The organism is Sunxiuqinia dokdonensis (assembly GCF_001270965.1).
In the GTDB taxonomy this organism is placed as follows: Bacteria; Bacteroidota; Bacteroidia; order Bacteroidales; family Prolixibacteraceae; genus Sunxiuqinia; species Sunxiuqinia dokdonensis.
The window spans coordinates 101,926-121,241 of the sequence record NZ_LGIA01000161.1; the positions used below are offsets into that span (position 1 = coordinate 101,926).

A 19,316-nucleotide genomic window follows, 5' to 3' on the forward strand; every position below is an offset into this window, starting at 1 on the left:
CGTGGTTGTCAATTGCGTAAGCGAAAAGGAATGGGAAGAAACACGATAAGATACGTCATCATACTGGCAACATTCTCGGTTTTGGGCATTATTCTGATTCAGTTTTTCTTTCTTCGGAATACCGTTAATTTAAACGAAAGAAAGTTTCACGAATCTACCACTCAAGCCTTAAATGTTGTCGCTCAAAGACTGGTCTCGTACAACCAAAAAGTAAAGGGAAGGGAGGCGAAAGCAGATCTGCCCAACGCGGTCGATCAAATCTCGAACAACTACTATGTGGTCAATGTCAACGAAGATATTCACCCGGGTTTGCTGGAGCACTTTCTGATTGAAGAGTTTAAAAATCACAATCTGAAAGTTGATTTTGAATTTGCCATTTACGATTGTGAGAACGAAAAGATGGTGTACGGCAAACACCTGATGGAAAAAAATGACAGCCTCACAAGCACGCTGCTGGTCAGTAACCAGTCGGACGAGTGCGATGCCGAGGATGCGCTTTTTGAACAGCACTACAACACACAAGCCGCAAAAAAAGAATGCGGCCTGCCCACCTGCGAAAAGTACACCTATTATTTTGGGGTATCGTTCCCAAACCGATCCAAATATTACAGCAGTCAGGTGCATGGCTGGTACGTGGTCAATGGGTTCTTGCTCATTGTTATTTTGTTTTTTGGATACACCCTGCTCGTCATCTTCAAGCAGCGGCGGCTCAGCGAAATTCAAAAGAACTTTATCAACAACCTGACCCACGAATTTCGCACCCCCATCGCCTCGATCGATCTCTCGTCGAAGGTGATTGCCGACCCTCGAATTCTGGACCATCCCAACCGGCTAAGGGAATACTCCAACATTATCAGCGAACAAACCCAACGCTTGTCGGCCCAGGTTGATAAGGTTCTGCAAATGGCCAGCATCGAAAAGCAGCGACTCGAGCTCGACCTGACCATGATTGAGCTGAACCAGTTTGTACAAAAGAGCATTTCCGATTTTAAAACCAGCCAGAACGGGAATCAATACGCCATAAATTTTACGAGTGAAGTGGACGACTGGCGAATTCAGGCCGACTCGCTGCACTTTTCCAACGTCATTTTCAATATTCTTGACAACGCCATTAAATACTGCGACGAATCGCCAATAGTCGATGTGAGGCTCAGCCAAACAAAAAAGAGCATCCTCCTCCAATTTGCCGACAATGGCATTGGCATTCCCAAAGAATACCGCAAAAAAATATTTGGCCGCTTTTTCCGGGTTCCAACCGGCGATATTCACAATGTCAAAGGCTTTGGCCTGGGGCTCGATTATGTCTTGAAAATTATTGAACGGCACAACTGGGAAATTGATGTTTCTGATAATTCGCCAAAAGGAAGTATATTTACGATTGTCATTCCGAAATAAAGTCAACAATCGGGTGACGATTTCCTGATCGCCTCGATCTGGAAAAACCTTGAACTCGAAACAAGATAATTAGCTATGGAACTGACTGGTAAAAAGATTCTTTTGGTTGAAGACGACAAGACCCTCAACTTTATTATCCGTGACTATTTGGAAGAAGCGGGCTACGATGTAAAAGCAGCCGACGACGGCCAGGAAGGCTACGAGATCTTCGATAAAAATCCGTTCGACCTGTGCCTGCTCGACGTGATGCTCCCCAAAATGGATGGCTTTTCGCTGGCCAAAAAAATCAGGGAGAAAGACCAGTCCATTCCCATCTTGTTTTTAACGGCCAAAGCCATGACCGAAGACAAAATCAAAGGCTTCACCATTGGTGGCGACGACTACATTACCAAGCCGTTCAGCATGGAAGAGTTGCTGCTTCGCATCAAAGTATTTTTAAAACGAAGCCATACCGACGAGCTTGAACCGGAAGAGCTAAGCAGTTGCAAAGTAGGCCACTTCGACTTTTTGTTCGACAACCTGACCCTGCAACATGGCGAGGAAAAACGCACCCTCACCTACAAGGAAGCTGAGTTGTTACGCTATTTCTGCGAACATTCCAACGCGGTATTGAGCCGCTCCGAAATTTTGAAAAACGTGTGGGGATCGAACGACTACTACCTGGGCCGAAGCCTCGATGTTTTTATTTCGCGCTTACGCAAATACCTGAAAAGCGACCCAAACATCAAAATCATTAACCTGCACGGCATCGGCTTTAGGTTTAATGCACCCATTGAGAAAAGGTAAGGGCCAAGGCTTATCAAGTCTTTGCCTTTCACGCCGGAACCATCCCGCCAAACCAGCCGCAGGCCGATCGATCCATCGAAAAACAGCCAAGCCCCGGATTCCAGTTCCATGCAAATGAACTACAATCCCGACAAATTTATATTTGTATTGAAATGACAGGTATGCTTCCTAAAAGCAAATAAGCGTTTTAATCCGGCAGCTTGTTTCAGCTTTGAAAATTAAGAAACACCGCACGGCCAAAAACCAGGAACTACAAGCAAGTGAATGTATTTCTGCAATATTGTACGGATGAAAAAGCCCCAACTAAATCAATCCTTTTTCGTCCAACAGCTTTTCCAGCTGATTGTGGCTATCCCAGAAGCGTTTCTCTATTTTTTGCATGATGCCATCAAACTCCGGACGCTTTTTCAGGGGCTTTATCAGCGGATCCAGTTCCATAAATAACACAATCCAATACTGGTAATTGTCTTGTGTGGCAAAAACTTTGAGTTGATCGATCGCCGCGTCTACCTTTCCCTCATAGGCGTACTTTACAGCTGTGCTGGCGCTTTTGTAGATGGATTGATCCGTTTCGCAATAGTCGGCATAGGCATTGAAAAATTTGCGAGCCTGGTCAGTCCTTCCTTGTTGCTGATAAACCCAGGCAATTTTCACATCTTCCTGCGGATAAATATCCAGACCATCCTTCTCCCGGGCCTCAACAAATATTTCATAGTAATGGAAAGCGCTATCAAAATCTTCCTGATAATAGTAGATTTTGGCCACTTCCTGCAAGATGTCGAGGCGCGTTGTATCCTTTCGCCATTCAGCGATCAGCAGTCTTTTGGTTAGATCAATGTTGCCATCTTTCGCATATTGAATAAAAGCTTTCAACAGGGGCGCATAATAATTCTCCGGACTGTATTCGAGCGATTTGTTGATATAAGTGACGGCCTCGTCGGCAAAACCATTTTGGACGAGCGCGTTGCTCAGGTGCAAATAGTTATAGCTTCTGGCGATGGAGTCATCAGCAGCAATATCAAGTTGAATGCCTTTCAATGCATACTCCAGGTATTTACCTGTATTGGGGATGACGCGGGCATAAATGTCGGCCAACATTTGGACCACTGCAGCAGAATTGGGATTGTACTCCAGGGCTTTCTCCAGATGCGGAACCGCCAATGGATATTCGCCGATTTGTATGTAGTAAAGTGCTTTAGCGATCAGGCTTTCCGCCAATTTCGAATCGTAAAGCAACGCTTTGTCTGCAAACTTGTTGATTTGTTCGGTATAATGTTTTTCTTTCTGATAAGCATCGAGAAAATAGTATGATATGGCCACATTGGCATAAGCCAGGGCAAACTGCTCATCGTTTTCTATGGCCTTTTCAAACAGGGGAATCGCCTTTTCCAGGCCTTCCCTTGTTCTGGTGTAATACGGATCGAGTGCCTGAAGATAATAATCGTAGGCCACCAGGTTTTCGGTGGGTATTTTCTCGATCTGATTCATTTCGGCCGGCGTAACGATAGCTTCGATTGCATCGGCAATTTTTCGGGCCACTTCGTTTTGAAGCGCAAAAACATCACCCACTTCGCGGTTGTATTGCTCGCCCCAAATGGGCTGGTCGGTGGCAGCTTCAATCAACTGAATATTGAGTAAAACCTGGTCACCCACGCGTTGGCCGCTGCCCTCCACCAAATAATTCACCTGGAGCTCTTCGGCGATTTCGGGAATGCTCCTGTTCGTCTCCCGGTATTTTTCCACCGAAGTTCTGCTGATCACACGCAAATCACCAATTTTTTGCAAGTTGTTCAGCGTCGATTCCATCAATCCGTTTACAAAATAGAGGTTCAGCGTGTCGCTGCTTTCATTTTTGAAGGGCAAGACGGCAATTGATTTTTCCAGTTGATTTTTAACCCGAACGGAACTTTCTTTTCGGAGAAGCACAACAGTACCAATCAGTACGATCAGCACGACGATTGTTAAAATGTGCCATTTATACCGATTGAGCAAGCTCGTTTGATCCACCTTATTTTCATCGGCCGGGCTTCTTTTTCCCAGTTCGCCGGGCGAAAAGCCGTACTGTTCGCGGAAGCATTTGATAAAATATGACGTATTTCCAAAGCCAACCTGGTACGACACCTCCGAAACCGTGAGCGTATTCTGTTTAAGCAGCTCCATACTCCTGACAAGCCGAACCTGCCGGATAAACTGGCTTGCAGAAAGCTGGGTATCCTTTTTTATTTTCCGCAGCAAATTGGAGCGACTCATATTCATCGCTTCCGCCAGTTCAGAAACGCCGAATTGCTCTTCTGAAATATGTTCCAGAATCATGGCTTCTGCCTTCTCAATGAAATCTGTTCTGCTAATGGATGGGTTCAAACTGCATTCTTTTTGATCAAACGAAAGTAGAGAATTTTGTGCACATGCCCATCAAAAAGTAATTCGACGAGGACCTGAAAACAGCCTTTTGCGTCATAGTTTATATCGTTGCGTCATAGTTTTTATGCTTTACCCATAGGTGATACACTTGGCTGCATGGCTTTTATGACTTGCGTTTGCGAATGTTTCATCTTTGTAACACAGATTTTCAAAGTCAAATTTCTAAAATTCAACATCATGAAAAAAGTATCTAAAAATTTCAATTCAAAAAAGATGAAAACACAAAAATCCAATGCTGTCAAAATGCTAATAAGCTTTTCGTTCGTTCTCCTTTTACTATTCAATGCCTGTGGCAGGTCGGGCGATGCCCCTAACAAACACGCAGCAGATGAACCAAAGGCAGCATCGAAAGTTGAGAAACCTAAAATGGACCTTCAAGCGGCCATCTTGTCGGACAATCTCGAAATCGTGAAACAACACCTGGAAGCCGGAACTGATATCAATGTACAAGAGCAGATGAGTGGCTCAACCCCCTTAATTACTGCGGTAACCTTTGGAAAAACAGCTATTGCCAAAGCCTTAATCGATGCCCATGCCGATTTAAGCATTAAGAATAACGAAGGAGCGACTGCCTTACATGTTGCCGCATTCTTTTGCCGGATTGAAATGGTGCAGATGCTGATTGACGCCAAGGCAGATAAAACCGTGAAAAATAATTTTGGCGCCACTCCCCGGGAAACCGTGATGACTCCATTCGCGGAAATGAAGCCCATTTATGGCATGATTCAGCAGCAGTTGGAACCACTTGGTTTGAAATTGGACATGAACGAAGTCGAGAAAAACCGCCCGGTCATTGCCATGATGCTGCAATAATCAACTCAAATGGAAACCACGATGACTACAGAAAGAAGATACGACATTGATTGGCTGCGGGTGCTGGCGATCGGGCTTTTGCTCATCTATCACATAGCCATTGTATTTCAGCCGTGGGCCATGTTCATCGGCTTCATCAAAAACGACGAGACCATGGAAGGCCTGTGGAAACCGATGACCATGCTGAATGTGTGGCGGATTCCATTCTTGTTCTACGTGTCGGGCATGGGCTTATACTTTGCCATGCGGAAACGAAATTTCCGACAGTTGATTACAGAACGAACCAAACGAATTTTGCTCCCCCTGCTTTTTGGAATTGTGGCGATTGCCCCACTGCACTTTCTGATTTTTCAGAAATACTATCAGCTGCCGCTGGGCTATTATCCGCACGCCGGGCATTTGTGGTTCCTCGGGAACATTTTTGTCTACGTACTGCTGCTCGCTCCGCTTTTGCTTTTTCTGAAGAAAAGGGAAGACGGAAAATTCAAAAAGGGACTTTCCAGCTTGATGACCCATCCGCTGGGTCCCTTATCCATATCCGTTTTCTTTGTTGCCGAAGCCATCATGGTCAAACCCCAGCTGTTTACCTTATATGCCCAAACTTTGCATGGGTTCTTCCTGGGATTGCTGGCTTTCTTTTTTGGATTTCTGTTTGTTTACAGCGGAAAACCGTTCTGGCAAACTGTCTCGAAATGGAAATGGCTGTACGTTGGTCTGGCAACTGTTTTGTACACCATTCGGTTACTGGTATTTGAAACGAATTCACCGGGCTACCTGATGGCCATCGAATCAAACTGCTGGATATTCGGAGTTTTTGGTTTTGGTTACCAGTATCTGAACAAGCCTGGAAAAACCTTGAGCTACTTAAGTCAGGCAGCTTATCCGGTTTATATCGTTCATATGTTCGCCCTCTATGCAGGTGCCCTGGTGATCCTACCGCTGGACATGCCAGCTTTTATGAAATTCATCCTCATCACAACTTTTACGTTTGTGTTATGTTTTCTCATTTATGAATTTATGATCCGAAGGATCGGTTTTATGCGTCCGCTATTTGGGCTCAAGTGGGATCGCAAGAAAATAATACCGCAAAAAATTCGACTGAAGCTGGGCTTATAAACCCCATTGTTGGTAAATTACAAGTTATTAGCAACTCATTTAAACTAAAGCAACTTAATAACCGCGTCATGACCAAAAGACAAACGAAACGAATAATTAGAATCGCATTGGCTGCCGGAACCATCATCTCCATGTTTTTTGTCCCGTGGACCATACTAAGAGCCATGTTAACGCCACTGCCAGCTACCGTGCAGCAGCAACTGGATCAAGCTATTGAATATGGATTTGACGGGATGATTGTGTACGTTGACCAGGGCGGAGCAGCGCCGGAGTTCTACGCTGCTGGATGGAAAAACAGGGAGAATAAGATTCCTGCAGATCCGCACGCCCTGTTCAAGATCGCCAGCATTGGCAAGTTATATGATGCTGTGGCCATCACCAAACTGGTACACGATGGTCGTCTGTCCTTGGATAAAACGCTGGCCGATTACTTTCCGGACTTAAAGGGGCGAATTGAGCATGCGGACAAAATTACCTTGAGCATGATGGTGCAGCACCGGAGTGGGATTCCAAATCTGACCAATACGCCGGACTTTTGGATCAACCCGCCTCAAAACAGCCAGGAAGCGCTTGAACGCGTACTTGATTTGCCCGCAAACTTTGAACCCGGCCAAGACTATGAATACTCCAACACCAATTATTTGCTGATCTCCCTGCTTATTGAAAAAGTAACGGGTGCCGGAAAATTCGAATTCATCAAAGAAGAAATCCTGAATCCTCTCGGACTAAAAAATACGTTCGGATCGATTCACGACGTGAATATGGATGAGGTCATGAGCGGCTATTATGTTGGCGTGGAAGAAGACATCAAAACAACGGATTATGGCTCCATGCTGGCTACAGCCGAAGATGTGGGAATATTTTTGCGTGCACTCAATGATGGCTCCCTGTTTGAAGAAGGCGAGCAGGAAATTTATTCCTCCATCTACACATTCAACCACACCGGCTTAATTCCCGGTTACCAAAGCATTGCCAAATACCACAAAGACTTGGATCTGGTGGTGATCCAGTTTGTAAACACAACTAATTTTGACGGATACGACTGGAGTTTGGCGGAAATCGCCTATAAGCGGATTGTGAAAATCATTGGCAAGCGAAAAGCAAACAAGCTTGAACCGAACTAAAATATTGCAGATGCTTCTAAAACAACTTGTATTTTAATACAACCATCTTAAAACCCATGCAAATGAACCGAAGAGAAAAAAAACAGGGAATCGTTGCTGGAATTTCACTGATTTTCATGGCTATTGCAGCAGGATTCGCCTATGGATATGCCCACAGCAATTTAGTGGCCGGCTCCCCGGAAATCACCCTGCAAAACCTGATTGCAAATAAATCACTATTCCTGGCTGAGTTGGCCGGATGGAGTATCATTTTTATAACCGACCTGGTAGTTGCCATCGCGCTGTACTTGTTTTTTCGCAGTACATCAAAGCAAACAGCTGCCTTAACTGCTTTTATAAGAATCATTTACACCCTGCTTTTAGGAATTGCCATTTATCAGTTATATCGAATTGTTCCTGTTCTGTCTTCCTTGAATCCTGACGCTTTTGAGATTTCAACTCATTTGCACATGTTTGAAAAGCTATGGTCGCTTGGCCTGGTTGTGTTTGGACTACATTTGATTGGTCTGGGCTACTTATCGGTTCAGTCCACATCCGTTCCCAAACTGTTGGGCTATTTACTGTACTTCGGCGGCACTTGCTATACGGTATTGCACGGAGCTCGGCATTTGAGTTTATTCGACGAACAGCTGCTGGTCTCCGTTGAAAAATTTCTTGCGCTACCCATGGCACTTGCAGAAATTTTGCTGGCTTTCTGGCTCATTTACTTTGGATCCCGAAATTCCAACTCCAAAACCCGTACTTGAAAAATGAAAAAAGCAATTAAAATTATTCTGCTCACCCCAATTATACTTCTGGTTTTCATTTTGCTTGTGTTATCTGTAAAATACTCGCCTGTATATGTTTACCGCTTAATCACGCAAAATGTGGCCGATGTTTATGATTATCAATTGTATGAAAACAGAACGATAGAAGGTGCTGAAAATGCCTTTCAGTTTGCTGAAAGCCAAAACAAGGAATATGTTGAAGCTTTGTTCAGCGAAAGGGTGGCACAATCGGGATTTAAAACGTTTGACGAATGGGCAGAAAAATCGCAAACAACCGCGCTGATTTTCATTCGAAAAGACACGGTCTTGTATGAAGCCTATTTCAACGGATTCTCCAGGGATTCCTATTTTCATTCGCAGTCTATGGCCAAATCGTTTATCTCATTTTTAATTGGTGCCGCCATTGACGATGGGTTGATTTCCGGCATCAATGACCCGATGACAAAGTATGTTCCGGAACTGCTAACCAGGGATCCCAACTTCAGTAAGATCACCATTCAGCATTTGCTGGAAATGCGCTCAGGGCTTGCGTACAATACGAGCTACCTTCCGGGAACCTACATTCATGCACCGTGGCACGATGAGGCTGTTGGATACTACCATCCCAACGTTCGGAAACTGCTCCTGCAAAAAGTACACATTGCCCGCGAACCGGGAGAAACATTTCAATACAACAATTACAACACAAGCTACCTGGGATTAATTATTGAGAGGGCTGCTGAAAAAACGGTATCTAAATATCTGGAGGAAAAACTATGGTCGAAAACCATGGCGTACGATGCCTTGTTTTCCATCGACAGTAAAAAATCTGGCTTCGAATACATGCCCAGCCGCTTAATCGCCAGAGCGATTGATTACGCCCGATTTGGTCGCCTTTTCCTGAACGAGGGCAACTGGAATGGAAATCAAATCATCTCCAAAAACTGGGTCCTGGAATCGACGCGCGAAGACAAAAGCATCGCCCGCGACAGTTATCCCGATTGGTTTGGAGAGGATTGCAAACACGTGTATTACAAGTACCAGTGGTGGGGCCATGCCAACTGCGACTCCACCTTTCAGTTTGCCGCTTCAGGGAATCTGGGACAAAACATTTATGTCATTCCCGACAAGGAAATCGTCATCGTTCATTGTGGAAACTCTTTGGAGCATTACGGCGACTTTGATTTGTGGACTATTGCTGAACAATTGCCATAAGCATGGAACCAGATCCGCTGATGATTATTTGGAGGAGGCCGATTGAAACCATCTTTCAATCGAATCGATGCATATGTTACAAAAAGTACAATCAAATGACATCAGGGACTATTTATTTTCAAATTGTAAACTGAATTGATGTCGATAGTCGCACCGCTTCAAGTGTTTGATCCTGGTTTTGCTCAACGTTCGCTTAGACCAACGAAAAAAGCACCTCATTTTCATGAAGTGCTTTTTATTGAGCGGGAGACGGGATTCGAACCCGCGACCCCGACCTTGGCAAGGTCGTGCTCTACCAACTGAGCTACTCTCGCTTGTTTTTTTTCCTTGTTACCGCGACTCCGATCCGTCAGTTGCCGGATCGCGCTCACTACCAACTGAGCTACTCTCGCCATAAAACTGTAAATGGTACCCGGGGCGGGACTTGAACCCGCACGATCATAATGATCATTGGATTTTAAGTCCAACGTGTCTACCATTCCACCACCCGGGCATCCTTAAAATGGAGCGGGAGACGGGATTCGAACCCGCGACCCCGACCTTGGCAAGGTCGTGCTCTACCAACTGAGCTACTCTCGCATGTTTTATTCTGGTTTCCCTTGTCACCGCGACCCCGATCCGTCAATTGCCGGATGATGCTCTTCCAAATGAGCCTGGCTCGCAAGTGTTTTTTTAAAGAACGTGCTGCTTTCGGCTTCCGAAAACAGCGATGCAAATATATCGCTAATTTTTCTTTCTCCAAAAAGAATATTTAAAAAAACCGGAGAAATTAAGGCTTTGGGCCGCATTCCTATTTCAGACCCGAAAGCTTCTTGATTCCGTGCAATTTGTTTAGTGCTTCCAGCGGTGTCAGATTGTCGATGTTCAGGTTCTTAATTTCATCGCGAATCTGCTTTAATACCGGGTCGTCGAGCTGGAAGAAGCTGAGCTGAAAGCCCTCGCGCTGTTCGGCCATCCCTTCCAGAGGCTTGGCCAGGCTGTCTTTCCGGTTGGCCGACTCCAGTTGTCCCAGTATTTCGTTGGCCCGGTTAACCACCGAAGGCGGCATGCCGGCCATTTTAGCCACATGAATCCCGAAGCTGTGATTGCTTCCGCCGCGCACGAGTTTACGCAGGAAAATGACCTTATTACCTACTTCCTTGATGGTCACATTGTAGTTCTTCACCCGTCCAAATGACTTTTCCATCTCATTCAGCTCGTGGTAGTGCGTGGCAAACAAGGTTTTCGCCTTGGCTTTCGGATGCTCGTGAATGTATTCCACAATCGACCAGGCGATGGAAATCCCATCATAGGTGGACGTTCCACGCCCCAGCTCGTCCAGCAAAATCAGGCTGCGATCCGACAGGTTATTCAAAATGCTGGCGGCCTCGTTCATTTCAACCATAAAGGTGGACTCGCCCAGCGAAATATTGTCCGACGCTCCCACCCGCGTAAAGATCTTATCGACATAGCCAATTTTGGCGGCTTTGGCAGGAACAAAAGATCCGATCTGGGCCATCAAGACAATCAGTGCGGTTTGTCGCAGCAAGGCTGATTTACCCGCCATGTTGGGCCCGGTAATGATGATCACCTGCTGATCGTCCTGATCCAGCAGCACATCGTTGCTGATGTAACTTTCGCCGATGGGCAACTGCTGTTCAATGACCGGATGCCGGCCGTCCTTAATTTCGATCTTCACCGAATCGTTGATCTCGGGCCGGTTGTATTGGCATTCGACCGCCGAAGTAGCGAACGACAGCAGGCAGTCGAGTCGTGCAATCACCGCCGCATTCAGCTGGATAGCCTGAATGTACTCCGATAAAGCCACCACCAGCTCGTTAAACAAGCGGGCTTCGAGCGCCAAAATTTTTTCCTCGGCGCCCAAAATCTTGCTTTCGTATTCTTTCAGTTCCTCGGTAATGTAGCGCTCGGCGTTTACCAGGGTTTGCTTCCTGATCCACTCTTCAGGAACCTTATCTTTATGCGAATTTCGAACTTCGATGTAATAGCCAAACACATTATTAAAGGCGATTTTCAGGGAAGTGATCCCGGTGCGTTTCGATTCGCGCTCCTGCATTTGCGCCAGGTAATCTTTGCCCGAGTATGCCAGCTTGCGCAATTCATCCAACTCGTCCGAAACGCCAGGCTGAATCACGTTGCCCCGGTGAACCTGCACTGGCGGATCGTTTGTAATTTCACGCTCCATGCGTTCGCGAATGGATTTGCAGGGATTCAGCTGTTCGGCCATGCGGTTAAGTACCGGCTGGTCAACACTGGCCGCATATTCCTTGATCGGCTCAATGGCACGCAAAGCACTGCGCAACTGCACCACTTCGCGCGGGTTGATGCGCCCAACTGCCACTTTGGAAATAATCCGCTCCAAATCACCGATCTGCCGGATATGATCGGAAAGCTCGTCTTTCTGGCTTTGATGTTGGGTGAAGTATTCCACCACCGAAAGCCGGTCGTTGATGGCCGAAATCTCTTTCAGCGGCAGCGCGATCCAGCGTTTCAACATGCGTGAGCCCATGGGTGAAATGGTCTTGTCCAACACCTGAGCCAGGGTCATGGCCCCTTCGTTGATCACCCCAAAAAGCTCCAGGTTCCGAATGGTAAAGCGGTCGAGCCAAACGTACTTGTCTTCTTCAATCCGCGAAAGCGATGAGATATGTTGTACCTGGTGATGCTGGGTCAGGTCAAGGTAGTGCAAAATGGCACCTGCCGCCATCACCCCATAATTCAAATCCTGAACTCCGAATCCTTTCAACGATTTGGTTTCGAAGTGGCGCAACAAGCGGTCCATGGCCGCGTCCTCAGTATAAACCCAGTCATCGAGTGTGTAGGTGTAAAATTTCCCGCCAAAAAGCGCGATAAAATCATTGCCTTTGCCCCGTTGAAACAAGACTTCTTTCGGTTTGAAAGAATTCAAGAGCTTGTCTATGTACTCAAAACTGCCTTCAGCCGTCAGAAATTCGCCGGTTGAAATATCGAGGAACGCCACGCCGGCCATCTTCTTGTCGAAATGCACGGAAGCCAGGAAGTTGTTTTCCCGGTGCTCCAGAATATTGTCGTTGATGGAAAGCCCGGGCGTGATCAGCTCGGTGATTCCGCGTTTGACGATTTTCTTCGTCATTTTGGGATCTTCCAGCTGCTCGCAAATGGCTACCCGTTGCCCGGCCCGAACCAGCTTGGGCAGGTAAGTATCCAGGGCATGATGGGGAAATCCGGCCAACTCCACATAACTGGCGGCACCATTGGCCCGCCGGGTCAGAGTTATCCCAAGGATTTCAGCCGCTTTAATGGCATCTTCGCCAAAGGTTTCGTAAAAGTCGCCTACACGAAAGAGCAACACCGCATCCGGATGTTTGTCCTTGATGGCGTAATACTGCTTCATCAAAGGCGTCTCAACATATTTTTTTGATTGTGACAAATCGATTGGATTTAATTTTCAACGATCAACAAAGATATAAGATGTGCTTACAAGAAAGCAAAAGCGCCCGCCATTGTTCATCGAAACTTTTCAACAAATTGTGATCCGCCAGATTGGAATTAAAGCTGCCTGCGTCGTAACGACGGGAAACTATGCAGCAAGGCCCGGCACAGCAGCATAATTGTAAGCAGATAGAATCCCAGTGGAAAGGCTTGCGGGATGAAAAAATTGAACAGAAAAAACAAGACCAGCCAAACCGCCAAAGCTCTCCAATACCAGAGCAGTGCGGGACGCCATTTTTTCACCATCCACAAAAACATAAAAGGCAGGTTGGCAGGAACCGCCCACCACAAATTGTAATTGGCTTGCATGGCCGGATGTTCGGAAACGGTGACAAACCATAGCAAAACCAAGCCAATCAATCCGGTTAGGAACAGCAAAGCATAATCGAGCCAATCGCTCTCCTGCCTGCTTTGAAACTGGCGGTAACTCACAAGCACCACCCCCAACAGTAAAACAAAGAGCACCATGCCCGGTGACAGTGGATTCCATCCGGCGGCTTCTTTTTCCGGCTTGTACAGCGAGCGGGTTTCTTTCACCAAAGGGCGACTCACATCGCCTTTCTGAATTTGGGCAGTAGCAAAATGTTTCAGAATAAAATCGGGCAAAAACATTTCTTCCCAGGCTGTTGCGGTTTTATCTGCCGGGCTGCCCAAAGTGAGGTGAATGCCAAAATTAATCCAGGGCAGCACTTTTTGATATTCGTCCACATGCTTTCGGAAAGTCCATCCGAGTCCGGCTCCTTCCGGAAAAACAAGCCTTCCCTCCAAGTGCTTCTCAACCACATCGCGCACGCGGGTGGCACAATTATCAAAGAAAAAATTGTATCGGTATTCGCGGTTTTCCGGCTTGGCATTCCAAATCAAAAAGTCGAGCAGCTGCTGTTTTTCGGTCGGCTTCAGGTTTAGAACCTGCTCATCAATGCTCCGGCCACTTCGCTTGTAAGCATTCAGGAAATCGTCAAACCGTTCGTTGGCGAGCAGGTAATCGGTTTTTCCCTTGGCGAAGCGGTACACAAAATTTGGCGCGTTAAAGCTGAATACTCCGTAATTAAAAACGACATCCAGCGATTGCTGCCGATCCCTGACGCGGATGGCCGTGTGCCCGTACAAAGCGTGCACCTGCTTACTGGGGCCACAGGTTAATACGCTGATCTCGGCAGATTCACTCAAATGAACAGCACTCCCTTGAAACGAGAAAGCCAGGAGAAAAATGAGGAAAAACAGAAGTACAATCTTTTTCACGACTTTTTTTATTCAAAAAAAACAAAAAAGCAGCTCTAAACCTGCTTTATATCGAAAATCTTTTCCCGATCGCATTTCTTCAGCTTCTTATTTAGATTGATTTAAAATAGCATTTGCATTTAATTTTAGATATTTTTGTCTGAAATTATAAAAATACGAAGCATATGGGATGTAGTGGATGTAGTATGAATACGACTGGTGACCGCCCCGAAATGCTAGGCACCTACGATTGGCTCAATGACTTACCAGATACAACACATTTATCAGATATTGTTGAAGTTCGTTTTAAAGGAACGCGCAAAGAATTTTTCAGAAATGAAGAAGGACTTCCGCTCAAAGTAGGTGACCTGGTGGTTGTGGCCACCACGCCCGGGCACGATGTTGGAACAGTGACCCTGACCGGCACGCTGGCTGAAAAACAATTTGCAAGAAAAATCAGAAAGCCCGATCGCTATCAATGGAATAAAATTTACCGAAAGGCCACCACGGCTGACAAGGAAAAGTCGGAGATCGCCCGCAAACGCGAATATCCGGTGATGGTGCGGGCACGCCAACTGGCCAACGAACTGAATCTGGACATGAAAATTGGCGATGTTGAATTCCGGGGTGATAACTCCAAAGCCATTTTCTATTATTTAGCCGAAGGGCGGGTCGATTTCAGGGAATTGATCCGAATGTATGCCCGCGAATTCAGAATCAAAGTTGAAATGAAGCAAATCGGGGCACGGCAGGAGGCTGGCCGAATTGGAGGCATTGGATCGTGTGGTCGTGAGCTGTGCTGCTCAACCTGGCGGACTGACTTCGACAGCGTGACATCGGATGCGGCGCACCAACAAGGTTTGTCGCCCAACGCGGAAAAGATGGCCGGCAAATGTGGCAAGCTGAAGTGCTGCCTGATGTACGAACTGGATACTTACCTGGAAGCCCAGGAAGATTTTCCGAATGAACTGCTGGCACTGGAAACCGAAAAAGGTTTGGCCCGTCATTTCAAAACCGAAATTCTCAATAAAAAAATCTGGTACACCCTGGAAGAAGCCTACGGAACAAAGCCCCTGGTGCTGGACCTGGAAGATGTGAAAAAGATTATCCAGCTGAACAAACGCGGGAAAAGACCACCGATCGAGCAGTACCTGACGCCTGAAGTGAAAGTTGAAAATAAGATGAGTGTCGGCTCAGTAAACGAAGACTTTCTTGAAAAACAAACCACGAAAAAAAGAAGAAAAAAGAAGTTCAAGAAACGCCCGGCGCAGAACAAAGCCAAGCTGAATACCAAGTCATAACAGAGAGCCTCGAGGTTAAAAAACCTTGAGGCTTTTTTTATCTTCGCCGGAAAAATTTTAAAGGTCGTGGTTTCAATTGCCGGAAAAAGTACCTGAGGGATTGGTAGCTGGCAAGGTAAAATAAAAGCTGCTGCCTTTGCCGGGTTCGCTCACAACCCAGATGTCACCTCCATGACGCGAAACAAACTCTTTAACTAGAATGAGACCCAAGCCTGAACCTTCTTCATTGGCCGTTCCCCGCAAGGTATGGTTGGAGTCGATCTCAAAAAGCTTTTCCTTCACTTCAGGAGACATGCCAACGCCATTGTCTGAAACGTTTATCTGTACAAACTCCCCACTAGCTTCAGCCTGAACCTGAACACGTCCACCCGTATTGGTGAATTTCAATGCGTTGCTGATCAGATTTCGCAGAATAACATCCAACATCTGCATGTCGGCGCCAACCGACAAGCCCTTTGGCACCTGAACCTCAAATTCAATCTTCTTGGTTTCGGCAGAGCCATTCATCAACGCAATGACATCGGCAATCGCTCCATGCAACTCAATGTTTTCGGGATTAAATTCAATGACTCCTCGCTGCGAGCGCGACCATTTCAGCAAGTTGTCGAGCAATTGATAAACACTTTGAGATGAGGTGTTGATCATATCAACGATCTCAAGCCTCGCTTCCTCGTCCAGTTCCTCGTAATTTGCCTTCAACATTTCGGCAAGCCCTAAAATGGCGGAAAACGGATTTTTAATGTCGTGAGCAATAATCGAAAAGAATTTATCCTTGGTTGCATTCAGATTCTGTAGCTCTTTGTTCATTTGCACCAGCGAATCCTTTTGACCAGTCAACTCCCTTTGTTGCTCCCTGATTTGGGCCTGTCTCTCTTCCAAAACCGCATTCGTTTGATTTAAAGACTTCGCCTGTTCCCTTAGCCGGGCATTCATTTGTTGTAATTCAGCCGTTTTCTCGGAAACTAATTTTTCGAGCAGGAGTTGCAGCCTTTTAAAACGACGAACTCGCAAAAAATAAAGGTAGGTGAACAAAAAAATGATCAACATAGCTACGGCCAGACGGAACAACCATGTTCCCCACCAAGGAGGCGTAATAATTACTTTCAACATGACGCCCTGCTCATTCCAAACCCCATCACTATTTGCTGCTTTAAGCCGAAAAACGTACTCGCCGGGATCAAGATTGGTATAATTGGCAGCTCGCCGGGTGCCCGCCTCAACCCATCCCTTATCAACGCCCTCCATCACGTAGGCAAAACTATTTTTTGCTGGTGTAGTATAATCCAAAGCAGCAAACTCCAGGGTGAAATAGTTCTCTTTATAGCTAAGCACCAACTCATCTGTTTCACTGATGTCGCTCGACAAAATTACTTTGCCGTTAATCTGTTCATCAATGCCAACGGGTTCGTTGTAGATTCTCAGCCTGGTTATCACAACTGGTGGCACATGCTGGTTTCTGTGTCGAATTTGTTCCGGATAGAAAGAATTAAAGCCCGTAGCGCCGCCAAAAAACATCTCCCCCCAACTGGTTTTAATGGCTTTGCCCTTCAGGTTATTGCTTTGTAAACCATCCGCTTTTGTAAATACGTCAACAGCTTCTGTTTCAGGATTAAACCGGGCCAATCCCTTGCTGGTTGCCAGCCACAAATTATTCAGACTGTCAACCAAGATAGCGCCTACCGAGTTCCCCGGAAGTCCATTTTCTGTTGAATAATTGGTAAAACGACCAGTTGTCAAATCCAATTTATCGATTCCGGATCCGGCTGTTCCAAACCATAAATTCCCTTTATTATCTTCTTGCACACAGACAATGTCATTGCTGCTAAGACTGTTTTCCGTTTCAGAAAACGACAGGTTTTTAAACTTTAAGCGGGGCGGCTTCTCTGAAAAGTCTTGTTCCTTCAGATCAAGAATGCTTACACCCCGATTTCCGACGATGTATAGCTTCTGCCGGCTGTCTTCAAATATTTGAAGCGGAGAATTATTCGCCAGACTTGACGGGTCACCTTCGTCCCTGCTGTAATGATAAAACCGGTTCATCTTCCTGTCGAACAATTCGATCCCGCTATCCAGCGTGGCGAGCCAGAGGTTTCGCTGGCTGTCTTCAAAAACATACCAGATATTTCGGTTCGAAATCGCGTACGGATCATCGGGATCAGGAAGAAAAGCACTGAACTTTCCATCTTCGAAGCGGGCCAGGCCACCATGAAATGTTCCCATCCAAACCACGCCTTCATGATCTTCAAAGACAGAAATAATGCTGTTGCTGCTCAATGATTCCGGATCGTCAGGGTCATGCTTGTACCACGAAAACTTGCCGGTTTCATAGTTCAGCTTATTCAGCCCGCCACCATCTGTTCCGATCCAGATATCGCCGGTTTTACTTTCCGAAAAACAAAGGACATTATTAAAACTCAATCGGTCGGGAAGAACAGGGCTGCTGTAATAACGCTTAAACTTTTGCTTGCCGGGGCTGTGTTTGTCAATCCCGGTGATGGTTCCCACCCACATGGTACCCGCCTGACCACGGTAAATCGCATTGATTTTATTGGTGTTGAGCGAATATGAATCCAACTCCTGAGACTGACAATAACTGAATGTTCTTGTTTTCTTACGAAAAATACTGACTCCTTCCGCGTTTCGATCGCCAACCCAAATATCGCCATTGGCATCTTCTTCAATCGCGAACAACACATCGCCCCTAGGGCCTGTCTCCGGCTTGCCAGGCTTGTGCAAAGTATACTGACCCGTGGCGCGATTCCATTCCATCAGTCCATTTCGCTCTATGCTGATAAAAAAAACACCATCACTACTTTCAAGCATGTTTTTCCGATTGTTGCTAAAGCGATCAGCTTCAGGATGGTCCATTGGGTGAGCTATAAACTGACCTTGCTGCTGGTCAAAGCGAAAGAGATTTTTACTGTTGCTTGCGGCCCATATTACGCCAAACTGATCTTCAACAAACGAAAAAATCTTACTCTTATTTATTTCCGAAACGTCATCCTCGGTCACACGAAAACGCTTAGCGCCCAAAACACGACTGGCTTGAGATTCATTGGTTGAAATATCGACACCATACGCTCCATGCTCAGAGCTAATCCACAGAAAATCACTACGGTCAATAAAACTGGTAATCAAATAGGTGTCTTTAATAACCTCTCCGTCAACAGCAATATTTTTCCTTATAAAACTATCCTTTTCGCGATTGAAACGGCACAAACCGCTGGCAGTCGTAATCCAAATATTGCCACGCGAGTCCTCATTAAGCGAGGTAATCCAGGTTCCAGGAATTGAAGTGCTGTCGTTCGGATCGAAAGCGTACGTTATAAATGAAATACCATCGAAGCGGTTGAGTCCATTCCCCGTTCCAAACCACATGAAGCCTCTGCTATCCTGCAAAATTGAAGTAACATAGCTATTTGACAGACCATCGTCAGTTGAGTAATGGTCAAATTCAATGCTATTCGACTGACCAAACGAAAGCATGGTCACCAAAATCATTAAAGCACAAAAAAACAGCATTCTACTCACCTCATCTCCCCCTTGCTTTTTTGTATTCAAATCCGTCAAAAACGATCCAATGAGTTCTTTTCGTAAATTATTTTTCACAGGACATTCAAAAACACCGGCACAAGATAATCAAACATTACAAAATACAAAACCACTCAAGAACAATGATTTGCATCCACCGAACTCCGGATTTAAGA

The 19,316-nt window shown here is 45.9% G+C and carries 12 protein-coding genes and 3 tRNA genes; 8 read left to right on the top strand and 7 right to left on the bottom strand.

Annotation, left to right across the window (positions count from 1 at the left end):
- Window positions 1-30: 30 nt before the first annotated feature.
- Window positions 31-1,395 (top strand): sensor histidine kinase, encoded by a 1,365-nt coding sequence (locus NC99_RS12615; RefSeq protein WP_157624863.1) that lies wholly within the window; start codon window positions 31-33, stop codon window positions 1,393-1,395.
- 75 nt (window positions 1,396-1,470) lie between these two features.
- Window positions 1,471-2,181, top strand: a complete 711-nt coding sequence (locus NC99_RS12620) for a response regulator transcription factor (RefSeq protein WP_053184208.1) — start codon at window positions 1,471-1,473, stop codon at window positions 2,179-2,181.
- A 303-nt stretch (window positions 2,182-2,484) separates the two neighbouring features.
- Here NC99_RS12620 and NC99_RS12625 read toward each other — a convergent pair whose 3' ends face one another.
- A complete protein-coding gene (locus tag NC99_RS12625; protein WP_204374988.1) occupies window positions 2,485-4,542 on the bottom strand; it encodes a helix-turn-helix domain-containing protein in 2,058 nt (685 codons plus the stop codon).
- A gap of 273 nt (window positions 4,543-4,815) precedes the next feature.
- Between NC99_RS12625 and NC99_RS12630 the strand changes: the two genes are divergently transcribed.
- From NC99_RS12630 to NC99_RS12650, 5 genes are all read left to right on the top strand, one after another.
- On the top strand, window positions 4,816-5,415 hold the full coding sequence (locus NC99_RS12630; protein ID WP_053184264.1) for an ankyrin repeat domain-containing protein: 600 nt from the start codon (window positions 4,816-4,818) through the stop codon (window positions 5,413-5,415).
- Between the two features lie 21 nt (window positions 5,416-5,436).
- The gene (locus tag NC99_RS12635) at window positions 5,437-6,531 is read left to right on the top strand and encodes an acyltransferase family protein (RefSeq protein WP_053184267.1); all 1,095 of its coding nucleotides are present in this window, start codon (window positions 5,437-5,439) and stop codon (window positions 6,529-6,531) included.
- Window positions 6,532-6,599: 68 nt separating this feature from the next.
- The gene (locus NC99_RS12640) at window positions 6,600-7,655 is read left to right on the top strand and encodes a serine hydrolase domain-containing protein (RefSeq protein ID WP_053184212.1); all 1,056 of its coding nucleotides are present in this window, start codon (window positions 6,600-6,602) and stop codon (window positions 7,653-7,655) included.
- Window positions 7,656-7,717: 62 nt separating this feature from the next.
- Window positions 7,718-8,401, top strand: coding sequence for a DUF4386 domain-containing protein (locus NC99_RS12645; RefSeq protein ID WP_162231212.1), 684 nt, complete (start codon window positions 7,718-7,720; stop codon window positions 8,399-8,401).
- A gap of 3 nt (window positions 8,402-8,404) precedes the next feature.
- Window positions 8,405-9,616, top strand: a complete 1,212-nt coding sequence (locus NC99_RS12650) for a serine hydrolase domain-containing protein (RefSeq protein WP_053184216.1) — start codon at window positions 8,405-8,407, stop codon at window positions 9,614-9,616.
- Between the two features lie 241 nt (window positions 9,617-9,857).
- Here the strand turns inward: NC99_RS12650 and NC99_RS12655 are convergent.
- The 5 genes from NC99_RS12655 to NC99_RS12680 all read right to left on the bottom strand — a co-directional run bounded on the left by NC99_RS12655 (window position 9,858) and on the right by NC99_RS12680 (window position 14,329).
- Window positions 9,858-9,930, bottom strand: a tRNA-Gly gene (locus NC99_RS12655).
- A gap of 92 nt (window positions 9,931-10,022) precedes the next feature.
- Window positions 10,023-10,109 (bottom strand) — tRNA-Leu (locus NC99_RS12660).
- A gap of 10 nt (window positions 10,110-10,119) precedes the next feature.
- Window positions 10,120-10,195 (bottom strand) — tRNA-Gly (locus tag NC99_RS12665).
- Window positions 10,196-10,406: 211 nt separating this feature from the next.
- Window positions 10,407-13,025 (bottom strand): DNA mismatch repair protein MutS, encoded by a 2,619-nt coding sequence (mutS, locus tag NC99_RS12675; protein WP_204374989.1) that lies wholly within the window; start codon window positions 13,023-13,025, stop codon window positions 10,407-10,409.
- A gap of 119 nt (window positions 13,026-13,144) precedes the next feature.
- The gene (locus NC99_RS12680) at window positions 13,145-14,329 is read right to left on the bottom strand and encodes a lipoprotein N-acyltransferase Lnb domain-containing protein (protein WP_053184221.1); all 1,185 of its coding nucleotides are present in this window, start codon (window positions 14,327-14,329) and stop codon (window positions 13,145-13,147) included.
- Between the two features lie 164 nt (window positions 14,330-14,493).
- Here NC99_RS12680 and NC99_RS12685 point away from each other — a divergent pair, with 164 nt between their 5' ends.
- A complete protein-coding gene (locus NC99_RS12685) occupies window positions 14,494-15,609 on the top strand; it encodes a PSP1 domain-containing protein (RefSeq protein WP_053184223.1) in 1,116 nt (371 codons plus the stop codon).
- A 72-nt stretch (window positions 15,610-15,681) separates the two neighbouring features.
- Here NC99_RS12685 and NC99_RS12690 read toward each other — a convergent pair whose 3' ends face one another.
- On the bottom strand, window positions 15,682-19,218 hold the full coding sequence (locus tag NC99_RS12690; RefSeq protein ID WP_053184226.1) for a ligand-binding sensor domain-containing protein: 3,537 nt from the start codon (window positions 19,216-19,218) through the stop codon (window positions 15,682-15,684).
- Window positions 19,219-19,316: the final 98 nt, after the last annotated feature.